This is a genomic window from Mesorhizobium huakuii, from assembly GCF_014189455.1.
In the GTDB taxonomy this organism is placed as follows: Bacteria; Pseudomonadota; Alphaproteobacteria; order Rhizobiales; family Rhizobiaceae; genus Mesorhizobium; species Mesorhizobium huakuii_A.
In genome coordinates this window covers 5,851,391-5,870,576 of record NZ_CP050296.1, presented here as the reverse complement: position 1 = coordinate 5,870,576, position 19,186 = coordinate 5,851,391, and the positions used below count along the sequence as shown (strand labels likewise).

General features: G+C 62.1%; 21 protein-coding genes and 1 pseudogene. 10 read left to right on the top strand and 12 right to left on the bottom strand.

The window, feature by feature from the left end; translation table 11 throughout:
• Positions 1–100: 100 nt before the first annotated feature.
• The 3 genes from HB778_RS28520 (at position 101) to HB778_RS28510 (ending at position 2,404) form a co-directional block, all read left to right on the top strand.
• Entirely contained in the window at positions 101–709 is a 609-nt protein-coding gene (locus tag HB778_RS28520; RefSeq protein ID WP_183458793.1) for a transglutaminase-like cysteine peptidase, read from the top strand.
• Positions 710–967: 258 nt separating this feature from the next.
• A complete protein-coding gene (locus HB778_RS28515) occupies positions 968–1,813 on the top strand; it encodes an NYN domain-containing protein (protein ID WP_183458791.1) in 846 nt (281 codons plus the stop codon).
• Positions 1,814–1,843: 30 nt separating this feature from the next.
• Positions 1,844–2,404: an ankyrin repeat domain-containing protein gene (locus HB778_RS28510; RefSeq protein ID WP_183458789.1), complete on the top strand. Its 561-nt coding sequence runs from the start codon at positions 1,844–1,846 to the stop codon at positions 2,402–2,404.
• A 43-nt stretch (positions 2,405–2,447) separates the two neighbouring features.
• Here HB778_RS28510 and HB778_RS28505 read toward each other — a convergent pair whose 3' ends face one another.
• The gene (locus HB778_RS28505) at positions 2,448–2,975 is read right to left on the bottom strand and encodes a gamma carbonic anhydrase family protein (protein ID WP_183458787.1); all 528 of its coding nucleotides are present in this window, start codon (positions 2,973–2,975) and stop codon (positions 2,448–2,450) included.
• A gap of 19 nt (positions 2,976–2,994) precedes the next feature.
• A complete protein-coding gene (locus HB778_RS28500) occupies positions 2,995–3,330 on the bottom strand; it encodes a DUF6949 family protein (protein WP_095204502.1) in 336 nt (111 codons plus the stop codon).
• Between the two features lie 117 nt (positions 3,331–3,447).
• On the opposite strand from HB778_RS28500, the gene HB778_RS28495 reads away from it, so the two are divergent.
• Positions 3,448–4,179 carry a hypothetical protein gene (locus HB778_RS28495; RefSeq protein ID WP_183458785.1) on the top strand — a complete coding sequence of 244 codons (732 nt, stop codon included), beginning with the start codon at positions 3,448–3,450 and terminating at the stop codon, positions 4,177–4,179.
• A gap of 50 nt (positions 4,180–4,229) precedes the next feature.
• Here the strand turns inward: HB778_RS28495 and HB778_RS28490 are convergent, their stop codons facing one another.
• The 3 genes and pseudogenes from HB778_RS28490 to HB778_RS28480 form a co-directional block, all read right to left on the bottom strand.
• Complete coding sequence (locus HB778_RS28490) at positions 4,230–4,433, bottom strand: DUF3126 family protein (RefSeq protein WP_019857879.1); 204 nt, start codon at positions 4,431–4,433, stop codon at positions 4,230–4,232.
• 153 nt (positions 4,434–4,586) lie between these two features.
• Positions 4,587–5,434: pseudogene (gene cysE, locus HB778_RS28485) on the bottom strand (serine O-acetyltransferase).
• Between the two features lie 269 nt (positions 5,435–5,703).
• Entirely contained in the window at positions 5,704–6,348 is a 645-nt protein-coding gene (locus HB778_RS28480; RefSeq protein ID WP_183465258.1) for a VOC family protein, read from the bottom strand.
• Positions 6,349–6,478: 130 nt separating this feature from the next.
• Here HB778_RS28480 and HB778_RS28475 point away from each other — a divergent pair, with 130 nt between their 5' ends.
• Positions 6,479–7,081 carry an HD domain-containing protein gene (locus tag HB778_RS28475; protein WP_183458783.1) on the top strand — a complete coding sequence of 201 codons (603 nt, stop codon included), beginning with the start codon at positions 6,479–6,481 and terminating at the stop codon, positions 7,079–7,081.
• A 212-nt stretch (positions 7,082–7,293) separates the two neighbouring features.
• Here HB778_RS28475 and HB778_RS28470 read toward each other — a convergent pair whose 3' ends face one another.
• The 3 genes from HB778_RS28470 to HB778_RS28460 all read right to left on the bottom strand — a co-directional run bounded on the left by HB778_RS28470 (position 7,294) and on the right by HB778_RS28460 (position 9,262).
• Positions 7,294–7,950 (bottom strand): alpha/beta fold hydrolase, encoded by a 657-nt coding sequence (locus tag HB778_RS28470; RefSeq protein WP_348524631.1) that lies wholly within the window; start codon positions 7,948–7,950, stop codon positions 7,294–7,296.
• A 20-nt stretch (positions 7,951–7,970) separates the two neighbouring features.
• Positions 7,971–8,534 carry a DUF192 domain-containing protein gene (locus tag HB778_RS28465; protein ID WP_183458781.1) on the bottom strand — a complete coding sequence of 188 codons (564 nt, stop codon included), beginning with the start codon at positions 8,532–8,534 and terminating at the stop codon, positions 7,971–7,973.
• Positions 8,535–8,665: 131 nt separating this feature from the next.
• Entirely contained in the window at positions 8,666–9,262 is a 597-nt protein-coding gene (locus HB778_RS28460) for a cold-shock protein (RefSeq protein ID WP_032920553.1), read from the bottom strand.
• A gap of 216 nt (positions 9,263–9,478) precedes the next feature.
• Here HB778_RS28460 and HB778_RS28455 point away from each other — a divergent pair, with 216 nt between their 5' ends.
• The gene (locus tag HB778_RS28455; RefSeq protein ID WP_183458779.1) at positions 9,479–9,919 is read left to right on the top strand and encodes a VOC family protein; all 441 of its coding nucleotides are present in this window, start codon (positions 9,479–9,481) and stop codon (positions 9,917–9,919) included.
• A 132-nt stretch (positions 9,920–10,051) separates the two neighbouring features.
• The gene (locus HB778_RS28450; RefSeq protein ID WP_183458777.1) at positions 10,052–10,345 is read left to right on the top strand and encodes a DUF2218 domain-containing protein; all 294 of its coding nucleotides are present in this window, start codon (positions 10,052–10,054) and stop codon (positions 10,343–10,345) included.
• A gap of 5 nt (positions 10,346–10,350) precedes the next feature.
• Here HB778_RS28450 and HB778_RS28445 read toward each other — a convergent pair whose 3' ends face one another.
• Both HB778_RS28445 and ilvA read right to left on the bottom strand, forming a co-directional pair.
• Positions 10,351–10,905, bottom strand: coding sequence for a DUF1697 domain-containing protein (locus tag HB778_RS28445; protein ID WP_183458775.1), 555 nt, complete (start codon positions 10,903–10,905; stop codon positions 10,351–10,353).
• Complete coding sequence (gene ilvA, locus HB778_RS28440; protein WP_183458773.1) at positions 10,902–12,158, bottom strand: threonine ammonia-lyase IlvA; 1,257 nt, start codon at positions 12,156–12,158, stop codon at positions 10,902–10,904. The genes HB778_RS28445 and ilvA overlap by 4 nt, the downstream gene beginning before the upstream one ends.
• A gap of 203 nt (positions 12,159–12,361) precedes the next feature.
• On the opposite strand from ilvA, the gene HB778_RS28435 reads away from it, so the two are divergent.
• The 3 genes from HB778_RS28435 (at position 12,362) to HB778_RS28425 (ending at position 16,242) form a co-directional block, all read left to right on the top strand.
• Positions 12,362–13,765, top strand: coding sequence for an aminopeptidase P family N-terminal domain-containing protein (locus tag HB778_RS28435; protein ID WP_183458771.1), 1,404 nt, complete (start codon positions 12,362–12,364; stop codon positions 13,763–13,765).
• Positions 13,766–13,865: 100 nt separating this feature from the next.
• Complete coding sequence (locus HB778_RS28430; RefSeq protein ID WP_183458769.1) at positions 13,866–14,939, top strand: alpha/beta hydrolase; 1,074 nt, start codon at positions 13,866–13,868, stop codon at positions 14,937–14,939.
• A gap of 142 nt (positions 14,940–15,081) precedes the next feature.
• Positions 15,082–16,242, top strand: a complete 1,161-nt coding sequence (locus HB778_RS28425) for an alpha/beta hydrolase (RefSeq protein ID WP_183458767.1) — start codon at positions 15,082–15,084, stop codon at positions 16,240–16,242.
• Between the two features lie 92 nt (positions 16,243–16,334).
• Here HB778_RS28425 and HB778_RS28420 read toward each other — a convergent pair.
• Positions 16,335–17,280 (bottom strand): IS630 family transposase gene (locus HB778_RS28420; RefSeq protein ID WP_183458765.1). Its coding sequence is split into 2 segments (ribosomal slippage): positions 16,335–16,940 and positions 16,942–17,280, totalling 945 coding nucleotides; the frame shifts between segments, so codons are not numbered across the junction.
• Positions 17,281–17,363: 83 nt separating this feature from the next.
• Entirely contained in the window at positions 17,364–19,181 is a 1,818-nt protein-coding gene (gene ade / locus HB778_RS28415; RefSeq protein WP_183458763.1) for an adenine deaminase, read from the bottom strand.
• Positions 19,182–19,186 lie beyond the last annotated feature (5 nt).

Sequence of the window (19,186 nt, the reverse complement as noted above, 5' to 3'; positions counted from 1 at the left end):
TATGTTTATTCTACCGGCGTTTTACTTAAAGTCTACTTCGCGCCTTTGCGTCAAATAAATCCAGCTGTGGCAATGTCTCCTTCGAACGGGGAGACTAAAAATGAAAGCAAAGAGGGGCAAGCTGTTGCTGTTGGCAATGGCGATGCAGCTTTCCGCTTGGGGATCAGCATATGCCGCGGGACCGGCCTATATGCACACCGGCGGTCGGACCACGCAGCCTGTTGGCCATTATGAATTCTGCCAGCGCATCCCTGGCGAATGCAACGAGAAGACGCCCAAAGGCGCGCCGGTCGACCTGACCCGCAAGCTCTGGGCGACGATCGTCAACATCAACAATTCGGTCAACACCCGCGTCAAGCCGCGCACCGACATGGAGAACTACGGTGTCGAGGAGTACTGGGCCTATCCCGACAATGGCTATGGCGATTGCGAAGACTATGCGTTGGAGAAGCGCCGCGAGCTGATGAATGCCGGCGTGCCGGCGGGTGATCTGTTGATGACGGTCGCGCGCCAGCCGAATGGCGACGGCCACGCCGTGCTGACCGTGCGCACCAGCCTCGGCGAGTTCATCCTCGACAATCTGGAAACCAAGGTGCTGTCCTGGACGGACACCGACTACACCTATCTCAAGCGTCAATCGACGGAGAATTCCGGCGTTTGGGTGACGATCAACGACGGCCGCTCCGACGCGGTCGCCAGCGTCCGCTAGGACGCCAATGCATGTCGCCCAGAGGGGCAATGGTTTGCGACATGCATGGAACAGAGGTTAAGCGCGTCGCACTGACGCGAGGCGCTTGAGGAGAAACCCGGTCGAGTCCCCACCCTCCCCGTCCCCAACGACCGGGTCTAAGGAGCCGGCCCTGTCCCCGGGCCGGCTCCGCCATTTCTGGGGGCAGCTGCTAAAATTGATCCAATTTCGCTGGCATGGTGTATTCGCGCCGCCAGGATATAAGCCGCAGGAGGTCCTATGCCGACCGAAGCTCGATCACCACGTCTTGCGGTTCTTATCGATGCGGACAACACCTCCGCCAAGATCGCCGACGGTCTGTTCGAGGAGATCGCGAAGATCGGCGAGGCCAGCGTGCGCCGCATATATGGCGACTTCTCCAGCACCCGGTCCAAAGGCTGGGCGGACATACTGGCGAAGCACGCAATCATTCCGCAGCAGCAGTTCGCTTATACCACCGGGAAGAATGCTTCCGATATCACACTGGTGATCGACGCGATGGATCTGCTCCATAGCGGCCGTTTCGACGGTTTCTGTCTGGTTTCTTCCGACAGCGATTTCACACGGCTTGCTGCGCGCATTCGTGAACAGGGCGTGGACGTGTTCGGGTTCGGCGAACAGAAGACCCCGGAGAGCTTTCGGCAGGCTTGTCGCAGGTTCATCTACACCGAAAACCTTCTTCGCAGCCCGGCGAACATCCCGGATACCGCGCCTGCAGCCAAGCCGCTTCAATCATCCAGCGCTGCGCTGCCCATACTCAAGAAAGTCATTGGCCAGATGGACAGCGAAGATGGCTGGGTGCTGCTCGGCACATTCGGAAAGCAGCTCTCAAACCTCTTCTCCGATTTTGACCCTCGCACCTATGGTTTCGGTAAACTGAGTGACCTGGTGAGGAGTACAGCCGAATTCGAAATCGAGGCGCCCAAAGGAGGAGCCATGCGCATTCGCATCAGGCCTGCGGCCGGGAAAAAGGAAAAAACAAAGCCGCCTAGCGAGAGGCGCTCGGCCTCCAGCGGGGCACGACCGCCACGTGCATCCGACCATCTCACAGCTCCTTTGCATGGGTGGCGGATCGAGGCATTATAGGCCGTTGGTTTCGTCCTCTGGATCACGGCGATGTTGGAAATCCCGGAAGATCGATGCGAGCGCCATCGTCTGTTCAAGGCGATCGACGATGCCTTCAAGGCTGGCGATTTCGAGGGGCTCGGCAAGGCCCTGGGCGGTTCGCCCGGCTGGTTCGACGAACGCATGCCGTTCGAACTCGGCCTCGGGCATCCGCTGGAATATGCGATCTATTGGAGCCCCGTCCGCTTCATCTCGACCCTGCTGGATGCGGGCTCGGATCCGAATTACGGGGATCATGGTGGGTTTCCGGCCATCATTGCGGCGCTGTCCACTGACCGGGCCGACCGACTGGAAATCGTCCAGCTGTTGATCGAGGCTGGCGCCGATCCCAACATGCGGGGCGTGAACGACTGGACGCCGCTTCACTATTCGGTGGCCATTCGTAGCGCCGACGCGATCCGCATGCTTTTGGCGGCGGGCGCCGACCCGACTCTCGAAACCCGTATCGATGACTACAGCACGGCTATCGAGGAAGCGGACATTGCCGGCTTTGAAGCCGGTGCTTCATTGCTGCGCGATGCGATGGCCAGGCGCGGCACCAACGGGCGATGAGTGGGCGCTGAAACCGCAGGCCCACGGATCGACCAAAGCTACCTCAGACCTTCTTCAGCCCGGCCTTGAAGCGTTTGCCGTTGGCGACGTAGTGCGCGGCCGAGCCGCGCAGTCTTTCGACGGCTGCGTCGTCCAGCACCCTGATCGCCTTCGCCGGCGAGCCGACGATCAGCGAATTGTCTGGAAATTCCTTGCCTTCGGTGACCAGTGCGCCGGCGCCAACCAGCGAATTCCTGCCGATCCGGGCGCCGTTCAGCACGATGGCGCCCATGCCGATCAGGCTGTTGTCGCCGATCGTGCAGCCATGCAGCATGGCCCGGTGGCCGATCGTGCAGCCTTCGCCGACGGTCAGCGGAAAGCCGGGGTCGGTGTGCATGACCGTGTGTTCCTGCACATTGGTGTCGGCGCCGATGACAACAGGTTCGTTGTCGCCGCGAATGACGACGCCAAACCAGAAGCCAGCATTGCGGCCGACCCTGATATCGCCGATCAGCGTCGCATCGGGCGCGATCCAGTTTGTATCCGCATCCGCGAAGCTGGGCTCTGTTCCGTCGATCGCATAAAGCGGCATTGTCGGCCTCCGAATCGTCTCAGATGCCGGACCCTAAGAGACCGATCGTCCATGAGGCAATGGCAAGCACGACGATGCCGAGCGCCAGGGACCAGGCAATCGCCGTGCAGCCGCACGACAAGAGCGCCATCGTCGAAATGCGGTTTTCGCGGCGGGCATCAAGGGCATCGTTGACCAGCATGAACGGTCCGGCGCCAGCGGTGGCCGCCAGCGAGCGCAGCACATGCGCGGGCGACACATAGGGCTCGGCGAAGGCGACCTTGCGGCCCGACACCAACTCCATCGTCGAGCCCGTCAGCCCGCAAACCGTCAGGCCGACGAGAAAAGCAAACAGGAAGAGTTCCATCTCAGCCATCTTAACCATCCATTTACCATGAAATCGCACAGTCGTTTCAGGAAGGCTGCAAGGGCCGTGCCGCGCGATGTGTGCCGCCTAGGGACACAAGACGGGCGGTTGGTGATGAGGACCGAGATGAAGCAGGCAGCGATCGCCGACGGCCCTGAACTCACCGTGGTCGATTCCACGCTGATGAAGCGGGTCTTCTATGCCTTCGCCGCACTTGCCTTGCTGTCGGTGGCGATCAGCCTTGGCGGCAAGTGGTTCGGCCATACCATCGCCATGGCCGGATATACCGACGACACGACGGTGCGTCGGGTGGTGATCGGCAACAATGTGATTTCCGTGCCGGCCAATTTCATCCGTTTCGACCAGGCCCGGCGCGACGGCATTGCCTCACGTCTCGACCTTTATCTGCGCTATCCCCAGATGGACGGCTACAGCGAAGCGGCGCGCGATGATTTCAATCATTCGGAAGCCAACAGAAGCATCATCTTCCTGTCCTTCGAGCAGCAGATGATGTCGCGCGACATGAGCGGCCGGTTCGCGCCGATCTACAGCGCGCTGATTGTCCAGCCCGGCATTCCGCGACCTGGCGGCATGACGGTCTACGGTTTCAACGACAAATCAGGCTATCTGAACGAGGTGCTGGTGGTCGGCAAGCGCGTGGGCAAGGATCCCTTCGTCGCCCGCTGCCTGAGCGGGCCGAGTGCCGGGCAATCGCTGGCGCCCTGCGAGCGGGACATCCATGTCGGCGACGATCTCAGCCTCACCTATCGTTTTCCCAAGGAATTCCTTGACGATTGGCAGGCACTCGACGCGGCGATGACAGCAGAGGCCGGGCGGATATTGAAGACCGGACACTGAGAGATAAAGGCAGGCCGCGCCAGGGCGCGGCCTGCCTTTTGATCGCGGGCTCAGCCCAGATCGATGTCGAGGATCGCCATCGAGAAATTGTAGTCGCCGTCGTCCTCGTCCTTGAAGACGATGCCGAGGAATTCGTCACCGACATAGACTTCGGCGGAATCTTCCTTGCGCGGCCGTGCCTTGACCTCAAGCTTGGGGTTCTGGAAGACGCGCTTGAAATAGGCGTCCAGCTTTCTGATTTCGTCCGGCTTCAACAGTCTTCTCCGATCATCGGGCTTGCTGGTTTGAAGGGCGCTTCTGGCACGTCGACAATGGCGATGTAAAGGCAAGCCGGCCGTATTGCACCGGAAGCGGCGGCGCCGCCGGGCAAAATCGCAATGACGCCGGACGACGCGCCGGCGCGTAAATCAGATATCGAAGCTGACCACCTGGTCCATCGACTGCGATGGCAGAAGCTGGTCCATCTGGCGGGAAGGCTGGTCGCAGCCGGTCTCGCCGACGACGCGGGCCGGCACGCCGGCAACCGTCTTGTTGTGCGGCACGGGCGACAGCACCACCGACCCGGCGGCGACCTTGGAGCAATGGCCGATCTCGATATTGCCGAGGATCTTGGCGCCGGCGCCGATCAGCACGCCACGGCGGATCTTAGGGTGGCGGTCGCCACCAGCCTTGCCGGTGCCGCCGAGCGTCACGCCGTGCAGGATCGACACATCGTCCTCGATGACGCGGTCTCGCCAACGACGAGGCCGGTGGCGTGATCGATGAAGATGCCCTTGCCGATGCGTGCGGCCGGGTTGATGTCGGTCTGGAAGACCGAGGACGAACGGCTCTGCAGATAGAGCGCGAAGTCCTTGCGGCCCTGGTTCCACAGCCAATGCGCCAGCCGATGGGTCTGGATGGCGTGAAAGCCCTTGAAATAGAGCACCGGCATGATGAAGCGGTCGCAGGCCGGGTCGCGGTCGTAATAGGCCTGGATGTCGACACGCACGGTCGTCGGCCAGTCCTTATCGTCGGCCAGCATCGATTTGAAGGTCTGGCGGATGAGATCAGAGCCGATATCCTGATGGGCAAGCCGCTCGGCGATCCGGTGGATGACCGCCTCTTCCAGGCTCTCCTGGTTGAGGATCGTCGAATAGAGGAAGGCGGCGAGCAAGGGGTCGCGGTTGACCGCGTCCATCGCTTCGTCACGGATCGAACGCCAGATCGGATCGACCGGCTGCAACGCGCTGTGGCGGGAAATGCTGATGCTGTTCATCGACGTCTCGTCCTGCGTCCTGCTGGCTTGCCTGTTTTCCGGCCGCACATATAAGCCAGATCATAGCACGATTGAACTCAATTTTCCTTAGTGCATTGTCAAATGGATTTGGTTCGCGGGAATTCAAGCAGCCATGGAAAACGAACCCTTGATCGCCGGACGCCTGAAAGCGGCCCTCCGCGCCTCGCTGCGGGGAAGGCGTAGAGCGATCTGGTGGCGGGCTCAAGGTCAGCGCGGCGCCGATGACGCCGCGCTGCAACGGACGCCGTTCAAGTCGGCAACGGCGTGCCGGCCTGTTCCGCCACCATGTATTCGGCATACCAGTCGGGCCAGTTCACATCATGCTGTCCGCCAGTCCGTTTCTCGTGTTCGCCATGTGCGGCCGCCGCACGCCGCAGCGCCGCGGCAAGCTCGCCGGACGACGTGAATATCGTGTCGCTGGCATCCACGCGTCCAGGCAATCGCTGGGTGATTTCCTGCAGTATGAAGCTGTTGCCATCCGGATCGCTGAACGTGACATAGGATGAATAACTGCGCCCTTCCGGATGCCGACCGCTGATCGGCGGCTGCCCAGGCCCCGCGCGATGAAACACCTCGCTCGCCTCGACGCCGCGCGCCACGAGTTCGGCATGCGCCGCCTCGATATCGGACACCACGAGATAAAGCCCCTTCGCCGAACCTGGCGCGGCTGATGTCAGGCCTTTGCCGAAATGGATCGAGCACGGCGAACCGGGCGGCGTGAATTGAACGACCCGAAACGCGTCGCCGACGACGAAGTCGGCGTCGAGCCGCCAACCGAGGCCGCCATAAAAACGCTTGGACCGATCGGCATCCGCAACGGCAATGATGACGGCCTCCAGCTTCATGTCGATCGTCCCCGGTCTCGGAGTCTCGCTGCTGGGCGTATTGGTCATGTCAGCCTCCCTGGGTTGGATATTTCTTGGACTGGCAGCATTCCTCAGAGCCCCGGCCCATGCAAGGTTCGCAGTGATCGGTTCTTTGACTCCGAGGGGCTGAGATCGATTAACTGGACGGATGATAAAAATGAAAGACCAGCCGTTGATCGACACGGCCCTGAAAGCCGAGCTTTCGGCGCTCTATAGCGCCGGAGATCGCCATTACCACAACCTCGCCCATATCGAGGCGATGCTGGCGCTGGCCGGCGACTATCGAGCGCAGCTCGGCGATCCCGAGGCCGTCGAAGCCGCGATCTGGTTCCATGACGCCATCTACGACAGCAAGGCCAAGGGCAATGAGGCCAGAAGTGCCGCCCTTGCCGAGGAAAAGCTCGCGGGCCGCACCGATGCCGACCGCCTGAGCCGCATCAGCGCGATGATCCTTGCCACCGCCACGCACCAACTGCCCCGGTTCGACGACGCGGCGGCGACGCGCGACGCCAGCCTGTTCCTCGATATGGACCTGTCGATTCTGGGTGCCGCGCCGGATGCGTTCGACGCTTATGAGCGCGCGGTCCGCCGCGAATATGACTGGGTGGAGGAGCCGATGTGGCGTGCCGGACGGGGTGCTGTGCTGAAGGATTTCCTGGCCCGCCCGCACATCTTCCACACGGAGGAATTCCGCCAGCGTTTCGAGCCGCAGGCCAGGCTGAACATGGCTCGGTCGCTGGAGGCGCTCGCTATGGGCTAGGGGCGATCAGGTGAAGGCGCCTATCGTCGAGGCCATTGCCGCCGAGAAGGCGGCCAGCCGTGCCTCTTCTCCATTGTGCCACTGTTGCCCCCGGCCAACCGCTCAAAGCGGATATTCAGCATAAAACTCCAGCACGCGTTGCTTGAAGGTCTTGTCCCCGACCGCCAGCATATGGTCCCTGCCCTCGATGTGGAAAGCCCTGGCGTTCGGCATCAGGGCGGCAAGCTCGTCCGGAGAACCGCCAATGTCATCCGTGGTGCCGACCGCGACCAGCGTCGGCTGGGCGATGCGGGCAATATCGTCCTCGCTGAGCAACTCCCGCGATTTGGCGATGCAGGCGGCGAGCGCCCGGCGATCGCTGCGGGTCTGGTCGGCGAAGGCGCGGAAAGAGCGGCCGCGCGGATGGGTAGTGGCCGTCGGATCGTCGGCAAGCAGGGCGCGGCAATCGGATCCCAGTCGCCGACACCGTCGACCATGCCGATGCCGAGGCCACCAAAGACCAGCGTCGCCACCTTGTCCGGATCGGACAGCGCCAGGAACGCCGCGATGCGCGCGCCCATCGAATAGCCCATGACATGGGCCCGTTCGATACCGAGATGGTCGAGCAACGCGGCGGCATCAGACGCCATTTTCGCCGGTGTATAATCGGCCTCTTCATAGCTCTTCGATGACGAACCGTGGCCGCGATTGTCGAAGGCGATGGCGCGATAGCCGGCATCGTTGAGCGTCTTGAACCAGCCGGGCGATACCCAGTTGACATAGTGGCTCGAGGCGAAGCCGTGGATCATGAGCACGGGGTCGCCCTCGCCCGAGGCAGGCTGGCGGTCGAGGAAGGCAAGATCGAACCCGTCATGGGAAAAAAACTGCATCGGAAGGCTATCCCCGGCGCTCAGTTGGAATCGACGTTCGGGGAATCGCCCTTGTCCGACGGTGGTATGCCAGGGCCAGATATTGTGCCGACGGCCGGGTGGCGCAACAGGTCGCCATATTCGATGCCGTATTTGGCGGCGGTGCCGGCCTTGAGCTCGAGCACAAAGCGCACGGGTACGCCGGGTGAGATGATGGCCTGGGATTGCGGCTCGCCATGCTTGACGGCCCGGATCTTGCCATCCTGGCCGACAAAGATCAGGTCAAGCGGCATCGGCGTGTTCTGCATCCAGAAACTGACCTGCTGCTGTATTTCGAAGACGAACAGCATGCCGTGATCGTCCGCCATATCCTGGCGATACATCAAGCCGGCTTCGCGCTCTGTATCGGTGTCGGCGATTTCGATCGAAAAGGAGCGATTTCCATCTTTCGTCACAACGACCAGCGGCGTCGGGTCGACCGGAAGGATCATCGCCCGGCTGTCGGCCGAGGTCGGCCGTTCTGAATAGAAGAAGGCGCCCGAGGCCGCAATCACGGCAACAATGGCGCAAAGCACGCCCGCCGTCAGCCAGTTCCTGTGAGCCATCCAAAATCCTCGACCGGAAATCGTCCTAGACCATGATCCCGAAAAGTGGAAACCGGTTTCGGACAAGATCATGGTCAAACAAAGAGGAGCTGCAACCTGAACCATCTCGATTTATCGGGATGGGTCGAGTTCTAGTGCGAAACCGGCAAGGTGCCCATATCGGGGTGAATTTCGGCGGCCATAAGGCCTTTGTCGCCGCGCCCGAAACGGACAAGCACGACCTGCCCCGGCCGAAGCTCGGTGATGCCGTAGCGGCGCAAGGTTTCCATATGGACGAAAATGTCCTCGGTGCCTTCGCCACGCGTCAGGAAGCCGAAGCCCTTGGTGCGATTGAACCACTTGACCAGGGCGCGTTCGAGCCCGCTCTCCGGTGTCACCGCGACATGGGTGCGCTGCTCCTGCATTTCCGCTGGATGGACGGCGGTGGTGACATCCATGGAAAGCACACGGAAGGCCTGCAGCCCACGATCGCCCTGCTTGACAAGGCAGACCACGCGCGCGCCTTCCAGAGCTGTCTGGAAGCCGTCCCGCCGAAGACATGTCACATGGAGGAGGATATCGCCCGAAACACCGTCATCGGGAAGGATGAACCCGTAGCCCTTGGCCACATCGAACCACTTGATGGCGCCGGCAATTTCGGTCAGGTCGGCGGCATCGCCGCCTTCGTCGCGCTTCAAGGCGTCGCCAAGGGTTCCGGCCCGCCCCGTCAAAGAGGCCTTTTCCCCCATAAGAATGCCCCCTTTTTGCAAGAACACCGCAACTGATTCTTGACACCAGATTAACACCGCGGCTTCCGGTGTGTGCAAGACCTGCCGTGCCTTTTTTCACGGTTCATTGCGGGAATACCGGATTTGTTCTTTGCCGGCATCGCCGACCGCGGGCGATTGCCCTTTCGCCGCGCCGACCCTATGTTGCGCCGCACCCCAACAGATCGAGGAAAACTCATGCGCTATCTGCACACAATGGTCCGCGTCGCCGATGTCGATGCCTCGCTCGACTTCTACTGCAACAAGCTCGGGCTGAAGGAAGTTCGCCGCTATGAAAACGAGCAAGGCCGCTTCACGCTGATCTTCCTCGCCGCCTCCGAAGACGAGCAGAGCGGCATCAACGACAAGGCACCTTTGGTCGAACTGACCTACAACTGGGATCCGGAAGACTACAAGGGCGGGCGCAATTTCGGCCACCTTGCCTATGAGGTCGATGACATCTACGCGACCTGCCAGCATCTGATGGACAACGGCGTCATCATCAACCGGCCGCCGCGCGACGGCAACATGGCCTTCATCCGGTCGCCCGACGGCATCTCCATCGAGCTTCTGCAGAAGGGTCCGGCCAAAGCCAAGGCCGAACCCTGGGCGTCGATGGCGAACACCGGAAGCTGGTAGCAATCACGCCATCTTGAAGCGCGGCGGCCGGGGTAAAAGCCGGCCGCCTTTGCCGTTTCGCGCCACGCCACCTATCTGACCAGTCATCACGCCTGGCCGGCAGGCCAGCGCCCAGACCAGGAGAAGTCATTCATGCCATCCAGCCATGCCGACATCGCCACCGAGAACGCCAGCCGCTACCTACAGCAATTGTGCAAGCATTGGGCACATAAATTCCCGGTCGAATTCGATCCCACCCATGGCGCCATCGACCTGTCGCTCGGCCGCACGGTCATGGATGCCGATGCGAGCACGCTGCACATCACGGTGTCGACCGACGAGGCGGGTTCGCTCGAGCGCCTGGAAAGTGTTGTCGCCGATCACATCAAGCGCTTCGCCTTCCGCGAAGAGCTGACCTTCGACTGGAAGCCGGCCACGGCGGCGTAATCGGCCTAATTTTTATCGGCCTGCCCGGCCATCTCCAGCAGCGCCAGCACCGAGCGCCAGTTACGCGCGGTGCCCGGCACCTTCAGAACGCGCGGAATGAGGTTGGCAAACACCGATTTGCCGAGCCCGTCCGGCGCGCTGAGGTAGAGCACATCTCCCTTGACTTCGAAGCGTTCGGGGCCGGTGCACTTTTCACCCAGTCGCGCCACCTCATCGGCGGTCGGTTCACGCTCCAGCGCATAGGCATGGAGCTTGGTGTGGTCAGCCGCTGCTTCCGGATAAGGATTTTCGCTCACCAGCCGTTCGAACCAGGAGAGATCGCGCACCATGATGCGCGAATGAAAACCCCATTTCTGCTCGAAGGCCGCTTCGATCTGCTTGGTCAGCGCGGTCGCGTCGCCCTTGCCGGCGCGGAACACGACATTGCCGCTTTGCACATAGGTGGCGACGTTGGAAAAGCCGATATCCTCGAAGAACGAGCGCAGCTCCGCCATCTTGACGATGCGGTTGCCGCCGACATTGATGCCGGAAAACAGGGCGATGAAGACCTTTGCGTTCATATGATGAACCCCGCCAATGTCTCGTTGTCGGTGATGTCCTGATACTGGACGCCCTCGGCCTCGAAGTTTGCCTTCAACAGGTCGAAATTGCGGCGGTCCTTGGTTTCGATGCCGATCAGCACCGAGCCGAAATTGCGCGCCGACTTCTTCAGATACTCGAAGCGTGCAATGTCATCGTCCGGACCCAGCATTTCAAGGAAGTCGCGTAGCGCGCCCGGCCGCTGGGGGAAGCGGATGATGAAGTATTTCTTCAGGCCCTCGTAGCGCAGCGCCCGTTCCTTGACATCCGGCAGCCGCTCGAAATCGAAATTGCCACCTGAAACCACGGCGACAATGGTCTTGCCGCGGATTTCCTTCCTGGAAAAATCCTTCAGGGCGTCGATCGCCAAAGCGCCGGCCGGCTCGAGCACGACGCCTTCGACGTTGAGCATCTCGATCATGGTCGCGCAGAGCCGGTTCTCCGGGATCAGCCGCACCGTGTCGGCGGCGAACTCCTTGAGGTACCTCAAGGGTTCGCGGCCGATCTCGGCGACCGCGGCACCATCGACGAAGTTGTCGACCTTGGCGAGCTTCAGCCGTTTTCCGGCCGCGAGGCTGTCATGCAGGCTCGGCGCGCCGGCAGGCTCGCAGAAGACGAAACGCGCCTCCCGGCCCTGATCAGCGAAATAGTGCGTCACTCCAGCAGCGAGCCCGCCGCCGCCGACCGGCAGCATGATGATGTCGGGCATGCGTGCGCCAGGCATCTGGTCCGCAATCTCATAGGCGACTGTCGCCTGCCCCTCGATGATGTCCTTGTGGTCGAAGGGCGGCACCATGTGGGCGCCTGAGCTTTCGGTGAATTCGAAGGCGGCGCGGTAGCAGTCGTCAAAAAAGTCGCCGACCAGCCTGATCTCGACGAACTCGCCGCCGAACAGCCTGGTCTTGTCGATCTTCTGCTGCGGCGTCGTCACCGGCATGAACACCACGCCCTTCTTGCCGAAATGGCGGCAGACGAAGGCAAAACCCTGCGCGTGATTGCCGGCCGACGCGCAGACGAACAGATCGGCCTGATTGCCGGCAGCAAGCGCCTTGCGGAAAAAGTTGAAAGCGCCACGGATCTTGTAGGAGCGCACCGGCGACAGGTCTTCGCGCTTCAGCAGCACCCGCGCGCCGGTCTTTTTCGACAGATAGTCGTTTTCCTGCAGCGGCGTTTCCGGAAAGATCTGGCGGATCGCGGCGGCTGCGGTAGCGACGCGGGAGGAAAAACTGGTCATCGGAAAGCCACCTTGTGCCGCATGTCTCGTACAGATCCCTGTCGTCGATCCGGCTGCTCAGCGTCTGTTTGTTGCATCCTGATCCGGCGCGATCGATTCTGCCTATTGCATATCCGGCCCCGCAACGCCATTGTCCGGCCCTTCATGCCCATGCGCAAAGGGCATTTCGCAGTATTCTTGCAGGCACTTGGGGGCGTTTGTTCATGCCTGTCGCATCGGTCGGCCTGAAATCCATGTCGCTGCCGGAATTCGGCGAACCGACGGTGATGCCGCTGGTTGCGCGAAGCACCTATGAAGCGCGCATCGAAGCGCTGATCGCGCGCGGCGCCAGGGCCGGCTTCGATGCCCTCGCCGTCTATGGCGACCGCGAACACGCCGCCAATGTCGCCTATCTCTCAGGCTACGATCCGCGCTTCGAGGAGACATTGCTGGTCATCGCTCCCGGCAAGCAGCCAAAACTTCTCGTCGGCAATGAGGGCTGGGGCTATGCCGAAATCTGCGACGGCCCCTACGAGCGCGTGCTTTACCAGACCTTCTCATTGCCGGCGCAGCCACGCGACCGCTCGGACGCGCTGCCCGACATCCTTGCCGGTTGCGGCCTGAAGCCCGGCCAAAGGATCGGCGCCATCGGCTGGAAGCTTTTTGGCGCCGGCGACGCCGGGTTCGATGAGACCACGCTCGACCTGCCCTCCTTCATTGCCGATACGCTACGTACGCTTGTCGGCGACAAAGGCGCGGTCGTGAACGCCGCCAATCTTTTGATGAACCCCATCGACGGCCTGCGCGCGATCAACGAGGCGGACCAGTTGGCCAGCTTCGAGTTCGCCGCGACCTTCACCTCGCAAGGGTTGCGCAATGTCCTGCAGGGCATCGAGCCCGGCATGAGCGAACTGCAGGCGGCGCGGCTGATGGGCATGAATGGCCTGCCGCATTGTTGTCACCCGATGCTGTCGGCGGGAAAGCGCGCCGCCTATGGCCTGCCCAGCCCTCGCCTCGACATCATCCGGCGCGGCGACCCGATCACCATGGCCTATGGCATCCAGGGCGCGCTCAATGCCCGTGCCGGCTTCCTCGCCGAGGATGCCTCAGAGTTGCGTCCTGCTATCCGCGACTACGTCGAAAAGCTGGTCGCGCCGTATTTCGCGGCGGTTGTCGACTGGTACGAAGCGATCGGCATCGGCACGACGGGCGGCGCGTTGTGGAAGGCGGTGCAAGACCGCATCGGCGATCCGTTCTTTGGCGTCACCCTCAATCCCGGCCATCTCGTCCATATCGACGAATGGATGCATTCGCCGGTGTTTTCCGGCTCCGACATCAAATTGCGATCTGGCATGGCGTTGCAGGTCGACATCATCCCGGCGACCGGCAGCGACTATTTCACCACCAACATTGAGGATGGCATCGCGCTCGCCGACGAGGCGCTGCGCGAAGAGATTGCGGCACGCTATCCCGAAGCCTGGAGCCGCATCGAAGCGCGCCGCGCCTTCGTGGCGGATGTTCTCGGCATCCGCCTCAAGCCGGAGGTGCTGCCTTTCTCCAACATTCCGGCGTTCCTTCCGCCATTTTGGCTTTCGCGCAACAGTGCGATGGCTGTAACCAGGCGCTGACCACATTTCGACTGGACACGACTTAGTTCTGCCGCACTCTCCCTGTCCGGGAGGTGTCGCGGGGGTGGATGGGCCTTTTGGCCGGAGTGGAATTTCAGAAGTGCCTTTGAAGAAGATCGTTACCGTTTGTCTCGCCTTGCTCGTCGCCGGCTGCGCCGGCCCGCAAACGCAGGAATTGCTTGGCAGCGCCATCGTCGCCGCGCCGGTGACGGACATCGCCGGCAACCACTCGATCTTCATCGCCACGACGCGCAAGAAATCCGACGATCCCAACAAGGTTTTCGACGGCGAGCGCTCGGCGACGCTGAACTATGCCCGCGTCAACGTCACCGTGCCCGGCATCCACCAGACCGGCCAGATCGAGCGGCGCTCGCGTGGCAAGTCGGATGATCCGGCCAAATATTTCATGGCTTCCGAAGTTGTCGGCTACGACACGCAGCCGAAATTTTCCAGCGCGCTCAACGCCGATATCGCGGCGCGCGGCGGCCGCGTGATGGTCTTCGTGCATGGCTACAACACCGGTTTCGACGATGCGGTCTATCGCCTGACCCAGCTCGTTCACGATTCCGGCTACCCCGGCACGCCGGTGCTGTTTTCCTGGGCATCGGGCGCCAAGACCACCGACTATGTCTATGACAAGGAAAGTGCCAGCGCCGCACGCGACCAGCTCGAAGTGACATTGCGCATGCTGCAGCAGTCCGGCGCGCGGCGCATCGACATTGTCGCGCATTCGATGGGAACCTGGGTGACCATGGAAACGCTGCGCCAGATGGCGATCAGCGGCGACCGTGACCTGGGCGGCAAGCTGGGCGACGTGGTGCTGGCCTCGCCCGACATCGACGTCGACGTGTTCAAGAGCCAGATGCGCCGCTACGGCAAGCCCGACAAGCCGTTCATCTTGCTGTTGTCCGACGACGACCGCGCGCTGAGGCTGTCCGGCCTGATCGCCGGTTCGCGGCCACGCGTAGGCGACTACAAGGATGCCGCCGATCTTGCCTCCTATGGCGTGACCGTGGTCGATCTCTCCAAGGTCAAAGGCAGCGACAGCTTCAACCACACGAAATTCGCCGACAATCCGGAACTGGTGAAGATGATCGGTCAGCGGCTGCGCGAGGATGACGGCTTTGCCAGCGACCGTGAAGTGACCGACCGCATCGGCCTGCTCGGACAGTAGGTGCACCGCCACGGGTTTGCCATGCCAATCCAGCCTTGCGGAGGCCTTGGCCCACTTTGAACTGGACCGAGCCCGTCTCTGGCCTTATCGGAATGACTGGTGACGTCATGCTTTTGACGTCCCCCTTTACGGGAGCCGACGCGTGACCGTGCGTTTGAAGAGTTTCGTCGTCGCGTTGGCGCTCGCAATTGCCGGCTGCGCCGGCCAGAACACGCATGATCTTCTCAACAAGACGACGGTCTCGGTACCAGCTTCCGACATCGCGGCCACGCACGAAATTTTCGTCGCCACCACCCGCCAGCAGGCGACCAAGGATCCGCGTCAGGTATTCGACGGCGATCGCTCGTTGACCACCAGCTACGCCCGTGTCGACGTCACCGTGCCGAAAGTCCACCAGGTCGGCGCCATCGAGCGGGCCAAGGGTTCGGCCGACTCGAACCCGGCCAAGCAATTCACCGCCGTCAATGTCGTCCATTATGGTGACGCCCCGCAATTCGCCAAGGCGGTCGGCGCCGACATCGCCATGCGCGGCGACCGCGCACTGGTCTTCGTGCATGGCTTCAACAACGGCTTCGACGACGGCATCTACCGGCTGACGCAGATCGCTCACGACACGAAATATCCGGGCACGCCGGTGCTGTTTTCCTGGGCGTCGAGCGCCAAGACGACGGGCTACATCTACGACAAGGACAGTGCCAACGCTGCCCGTGACGACCTCGAGGCGACGCTCAGAATGCTCGCCAAGACGCGGGTCAAGAGCATCGACATCATCGCTCATTCGATGGGAACCTGGCTGACGATGGAGGCGCTGCGCCAGCTCGCCATCACCGGTGACCGCGATCTAGGCGGCAAACTCGGCTATGTCGTCCTGGCTTCGCCCGATATCGATGTCGACGTGTTCAAGAAGCAGATGATGCGTTACGGCAGGCCGGACAAGCCGTTTGCCGTGCTGCTATCAGGCGATGACCGGGCGCTCAAACTGTCTTCACTTATCTCCGGCGACAAGCCACGTGTCGGCGACTACGGCAATGCGGCCGATCTCGCCAGCTACGGCGTGGCCGTGGTCGACCTGACCAAGGCCAAGGGCGGCGACGGTGGCCTCAACCACGCCAAATTTGCCGACAATCCGATCCTGGTGCAGTTGCTCGGCGACCGCCTGCGCACGCCGGCTGGCCTGGCTGCCGATGAGGACCCCGCACAGCTCAACAATCTCGGCCAAGGTCTTGGCAAGGCTGTCGGCTCTGTCGCCGAGGTCGTCATCACCACGCCGTTCAAGGTGCTGACCATTGCCACCGGCGGGTGAGCAACGGATGCGCTTGCTTTAGGTACACTACCACCCGCAGCCGCTTGCAGGCCGACATATCCGAATATCGACATACCTAGAGCGGTTCGCATTTAGGTTGACTTGTATCCGGCGCTTTCGATGTAGTTGTTACATTCATTTGAGGTGACGACGTCGAGGGTGCTGGCGATGGCGCTGTGTACGGCCTGGATGCTTCGCTTGGCGGCACGTCGCATGCAGTGCTTGAGCTTGGCGAAGAGCTTCTCGATTGGATTGAGATCTGGACTGTAAGGCGGCAGGAAGAAGAGCCGCGCACCGGCGGCCCTGACGATGTCGCGGACGGCTTGGCCCTTGTGAGATCCGAGATTGTCGAGAATGACGATGTCACCCGGCTTCAGGGTCTTGATGAGTTCGGTTTCGACATAGACACGGAAGGCCTGCGCATTGATGGGTCCGTCAATGACCCAAGGCGCCTCTACCCGATCATGCCGCAGTGCGGCGATGAAGGTCATCGTCTTCCAATGACCATATGGCGCGTGAGCCATCAGCCGCTTGCCGCGCACACCCCAGCCGCGCAACGGCGCCATGTTGGTCTTGACCCACGTTTCATCCAGGAAGACCAGGCGCGTTGGGTCAATGCGGGTCTGATAGCGCATCCATTGCGTCCGCCGACGCATCAGCTTTGGCTTGAGTTGCTCAGCCGGCAGAACGGTTTTTTTTAAAACTCTTGCCCTCGCGATGCAGGAAGCGACCGACGCTGGCAGGGTGGATGATGAGACCCCGGTCAGCCAGTGCGGCCGTCAATTCATGAAGCGTTATGTTGGCATCCCGCTCGACCTCGCTCAGGACGAAGGCACGATGCTCCCCGTCAATCAGATAGGGTCGATGACCGCCCATCTTGCCGGGTGCCGCACTGCCCAGCCGACGCTTGCGCGCCGCCCACTTGATCACGCTCGAAACTGCCACCTTCAGTGCCGCGGCCACCTCTCGGCTCGTCTCGCCTTCTTCAAGGCGAGCCAACGCCCGTTCCCGCAAATCCATCGAATAAGGCTTGGCCATCTGTCCCGACCTCCAACGGTCAGAACATCGAATCTGATTTGCTCAGTCTTGGGAATCCCGATTCAGACAAAACGCGAACCGCTCTAGACGAACAGGTCGACTTTCTGGAACGTCGTCACGTCGATCAGCCCGACGTCGGAAATCCTCAGTTCCGGAATGACCACCAGCGCCAGCAGCGAATGCTGCATGTAGGCGTTGTTCAGGGAACAGCCCATCTTGCGCATCGCCTCGGTGAGTTTTTCGGCCTTGGCGGCGACGATCTCGGCGCGCTCGTCCGACATCAGCCCGGCGATCGGCATTTCGACCAGCGCCAGTTCCTTGCCCTTGGAGAACAGCACGACGCCGCCGCCGACTTCGCCCAGCCGGTTGACCGCCAGCGCCATGTCCTGCTTGTTGGTGCCGACGCAGATGATGTGATGAGCGTCATGCGCCACGCTCGAGGCCATGGCGCAATCGCCCATATAGCCGAAGCCGGAGACGAAGGCGTTGGTGACGCCGCCCGTGCCCTTGTGCCGCTCGACCAGCGCGATATGGCAGACATCGTTGCGGCGGTCCATGGCGACCAGCCCGTCCTCGACCGGCAGATCGGCCTCCAGCGCGCGCGTCGGCGCCTGATTCTCGATGACGCCGATGACCCGCACCCGCACCTCGTTGGCGCCCTTGGGGGCCGCGATGTCGAAGTCGCCGGCCTTCAGCTTCTTGCCCAGCTTGACGGTGTTCTTCGCCGTCTTCGGGTAATCATAGGCGGGAATGTCGATATCGAGCTTGCCGCCCTTGGCCAGCCTGACGCCGCGCGCATAGACCTCATCGATGGTCATTGCGGCGAGATCGGAGACAATCAGCAGATCGCCCAACCGCCCCGGCGCGATCGAACCGATCTCGCGTTCCAGCCTAAAATGCTGGGCGGTGTTGATCGTCGCCATCTGGATCGCCGTCACCGGCTTCAGCCCCTGTTGGATGGCGTGGCGCACCACCCGGTCCATGTGACCTTCATGCACCAGCGTGCCGGAATGGCTGTCGTCGGTGCACAGGATGAAGTTGCGCGGATCGATGCCGCCTTCGGTCACCGCCTTGATCTGCGCGGCGACATCGTACCAGGCCGAGCCCAGCCGCAGCATGGCCTTCATGCCCTGGCGCACGCGGGTGATGGCATCCTCGGCGCGCGTGCCTTCGTGGTCGTCCTCGGGTCCGCCGGCGACATAGCCGTGGAACGGCAGGCCGAGATCGCGCGAGGCATAGTGGCCACCGACGGTCTTGCCAGCCTTGACCGTCGCGGCGATCTCGCCCGACATCACAGGATCGTTGGCGGCGACACCCGGAAAATTCATCACTTCGCCGAGCCCGATGATGTTTTCCCAGGTCATCGCTTCCGCCACGTCGGCAACCGTGAGCTCGGCGCCGGCATGCTCCAGCCCAGGCGCCGATGGCACACAGGACGGCATCTGCACATGCACGTTGATGGGCATGGCCACCGCCTCGTCATGCATCAGCCGCACGCCCGGCAGGCCCAGCACATTGGCGATCTCGTGCGGATCGATGAACATCGACGTGGTGCCGTGCGGAATGACGGCGCGGCAGAATTCGGTCACCGTCACCATGCCGCTCTCGACATGCATGTGCGCGTCGCAGAGGCCGGGCACCAGATAGCGCCCGCCGGCATCGACCACCTTGGTGCCCTGGCCGATGGCGTGGCTGGCATTCGGCCCGCAATAGGCAAAGCGGCCGCCGGCAATGGCGATATCGGTGCCGGCGATGATCTCGCCCGAGTGAACGTTCACCCAGCGGCCGTTGCGGATGACGAGATCGGCGGGCTTGCGGCCCATGGCGACGTCGACCAGATGCGTCGCCATCTCGGTCCAGGGTTTTGGTTTGGCGGCACTGGCGGTCTTTGCAGTCGGCATCAGGC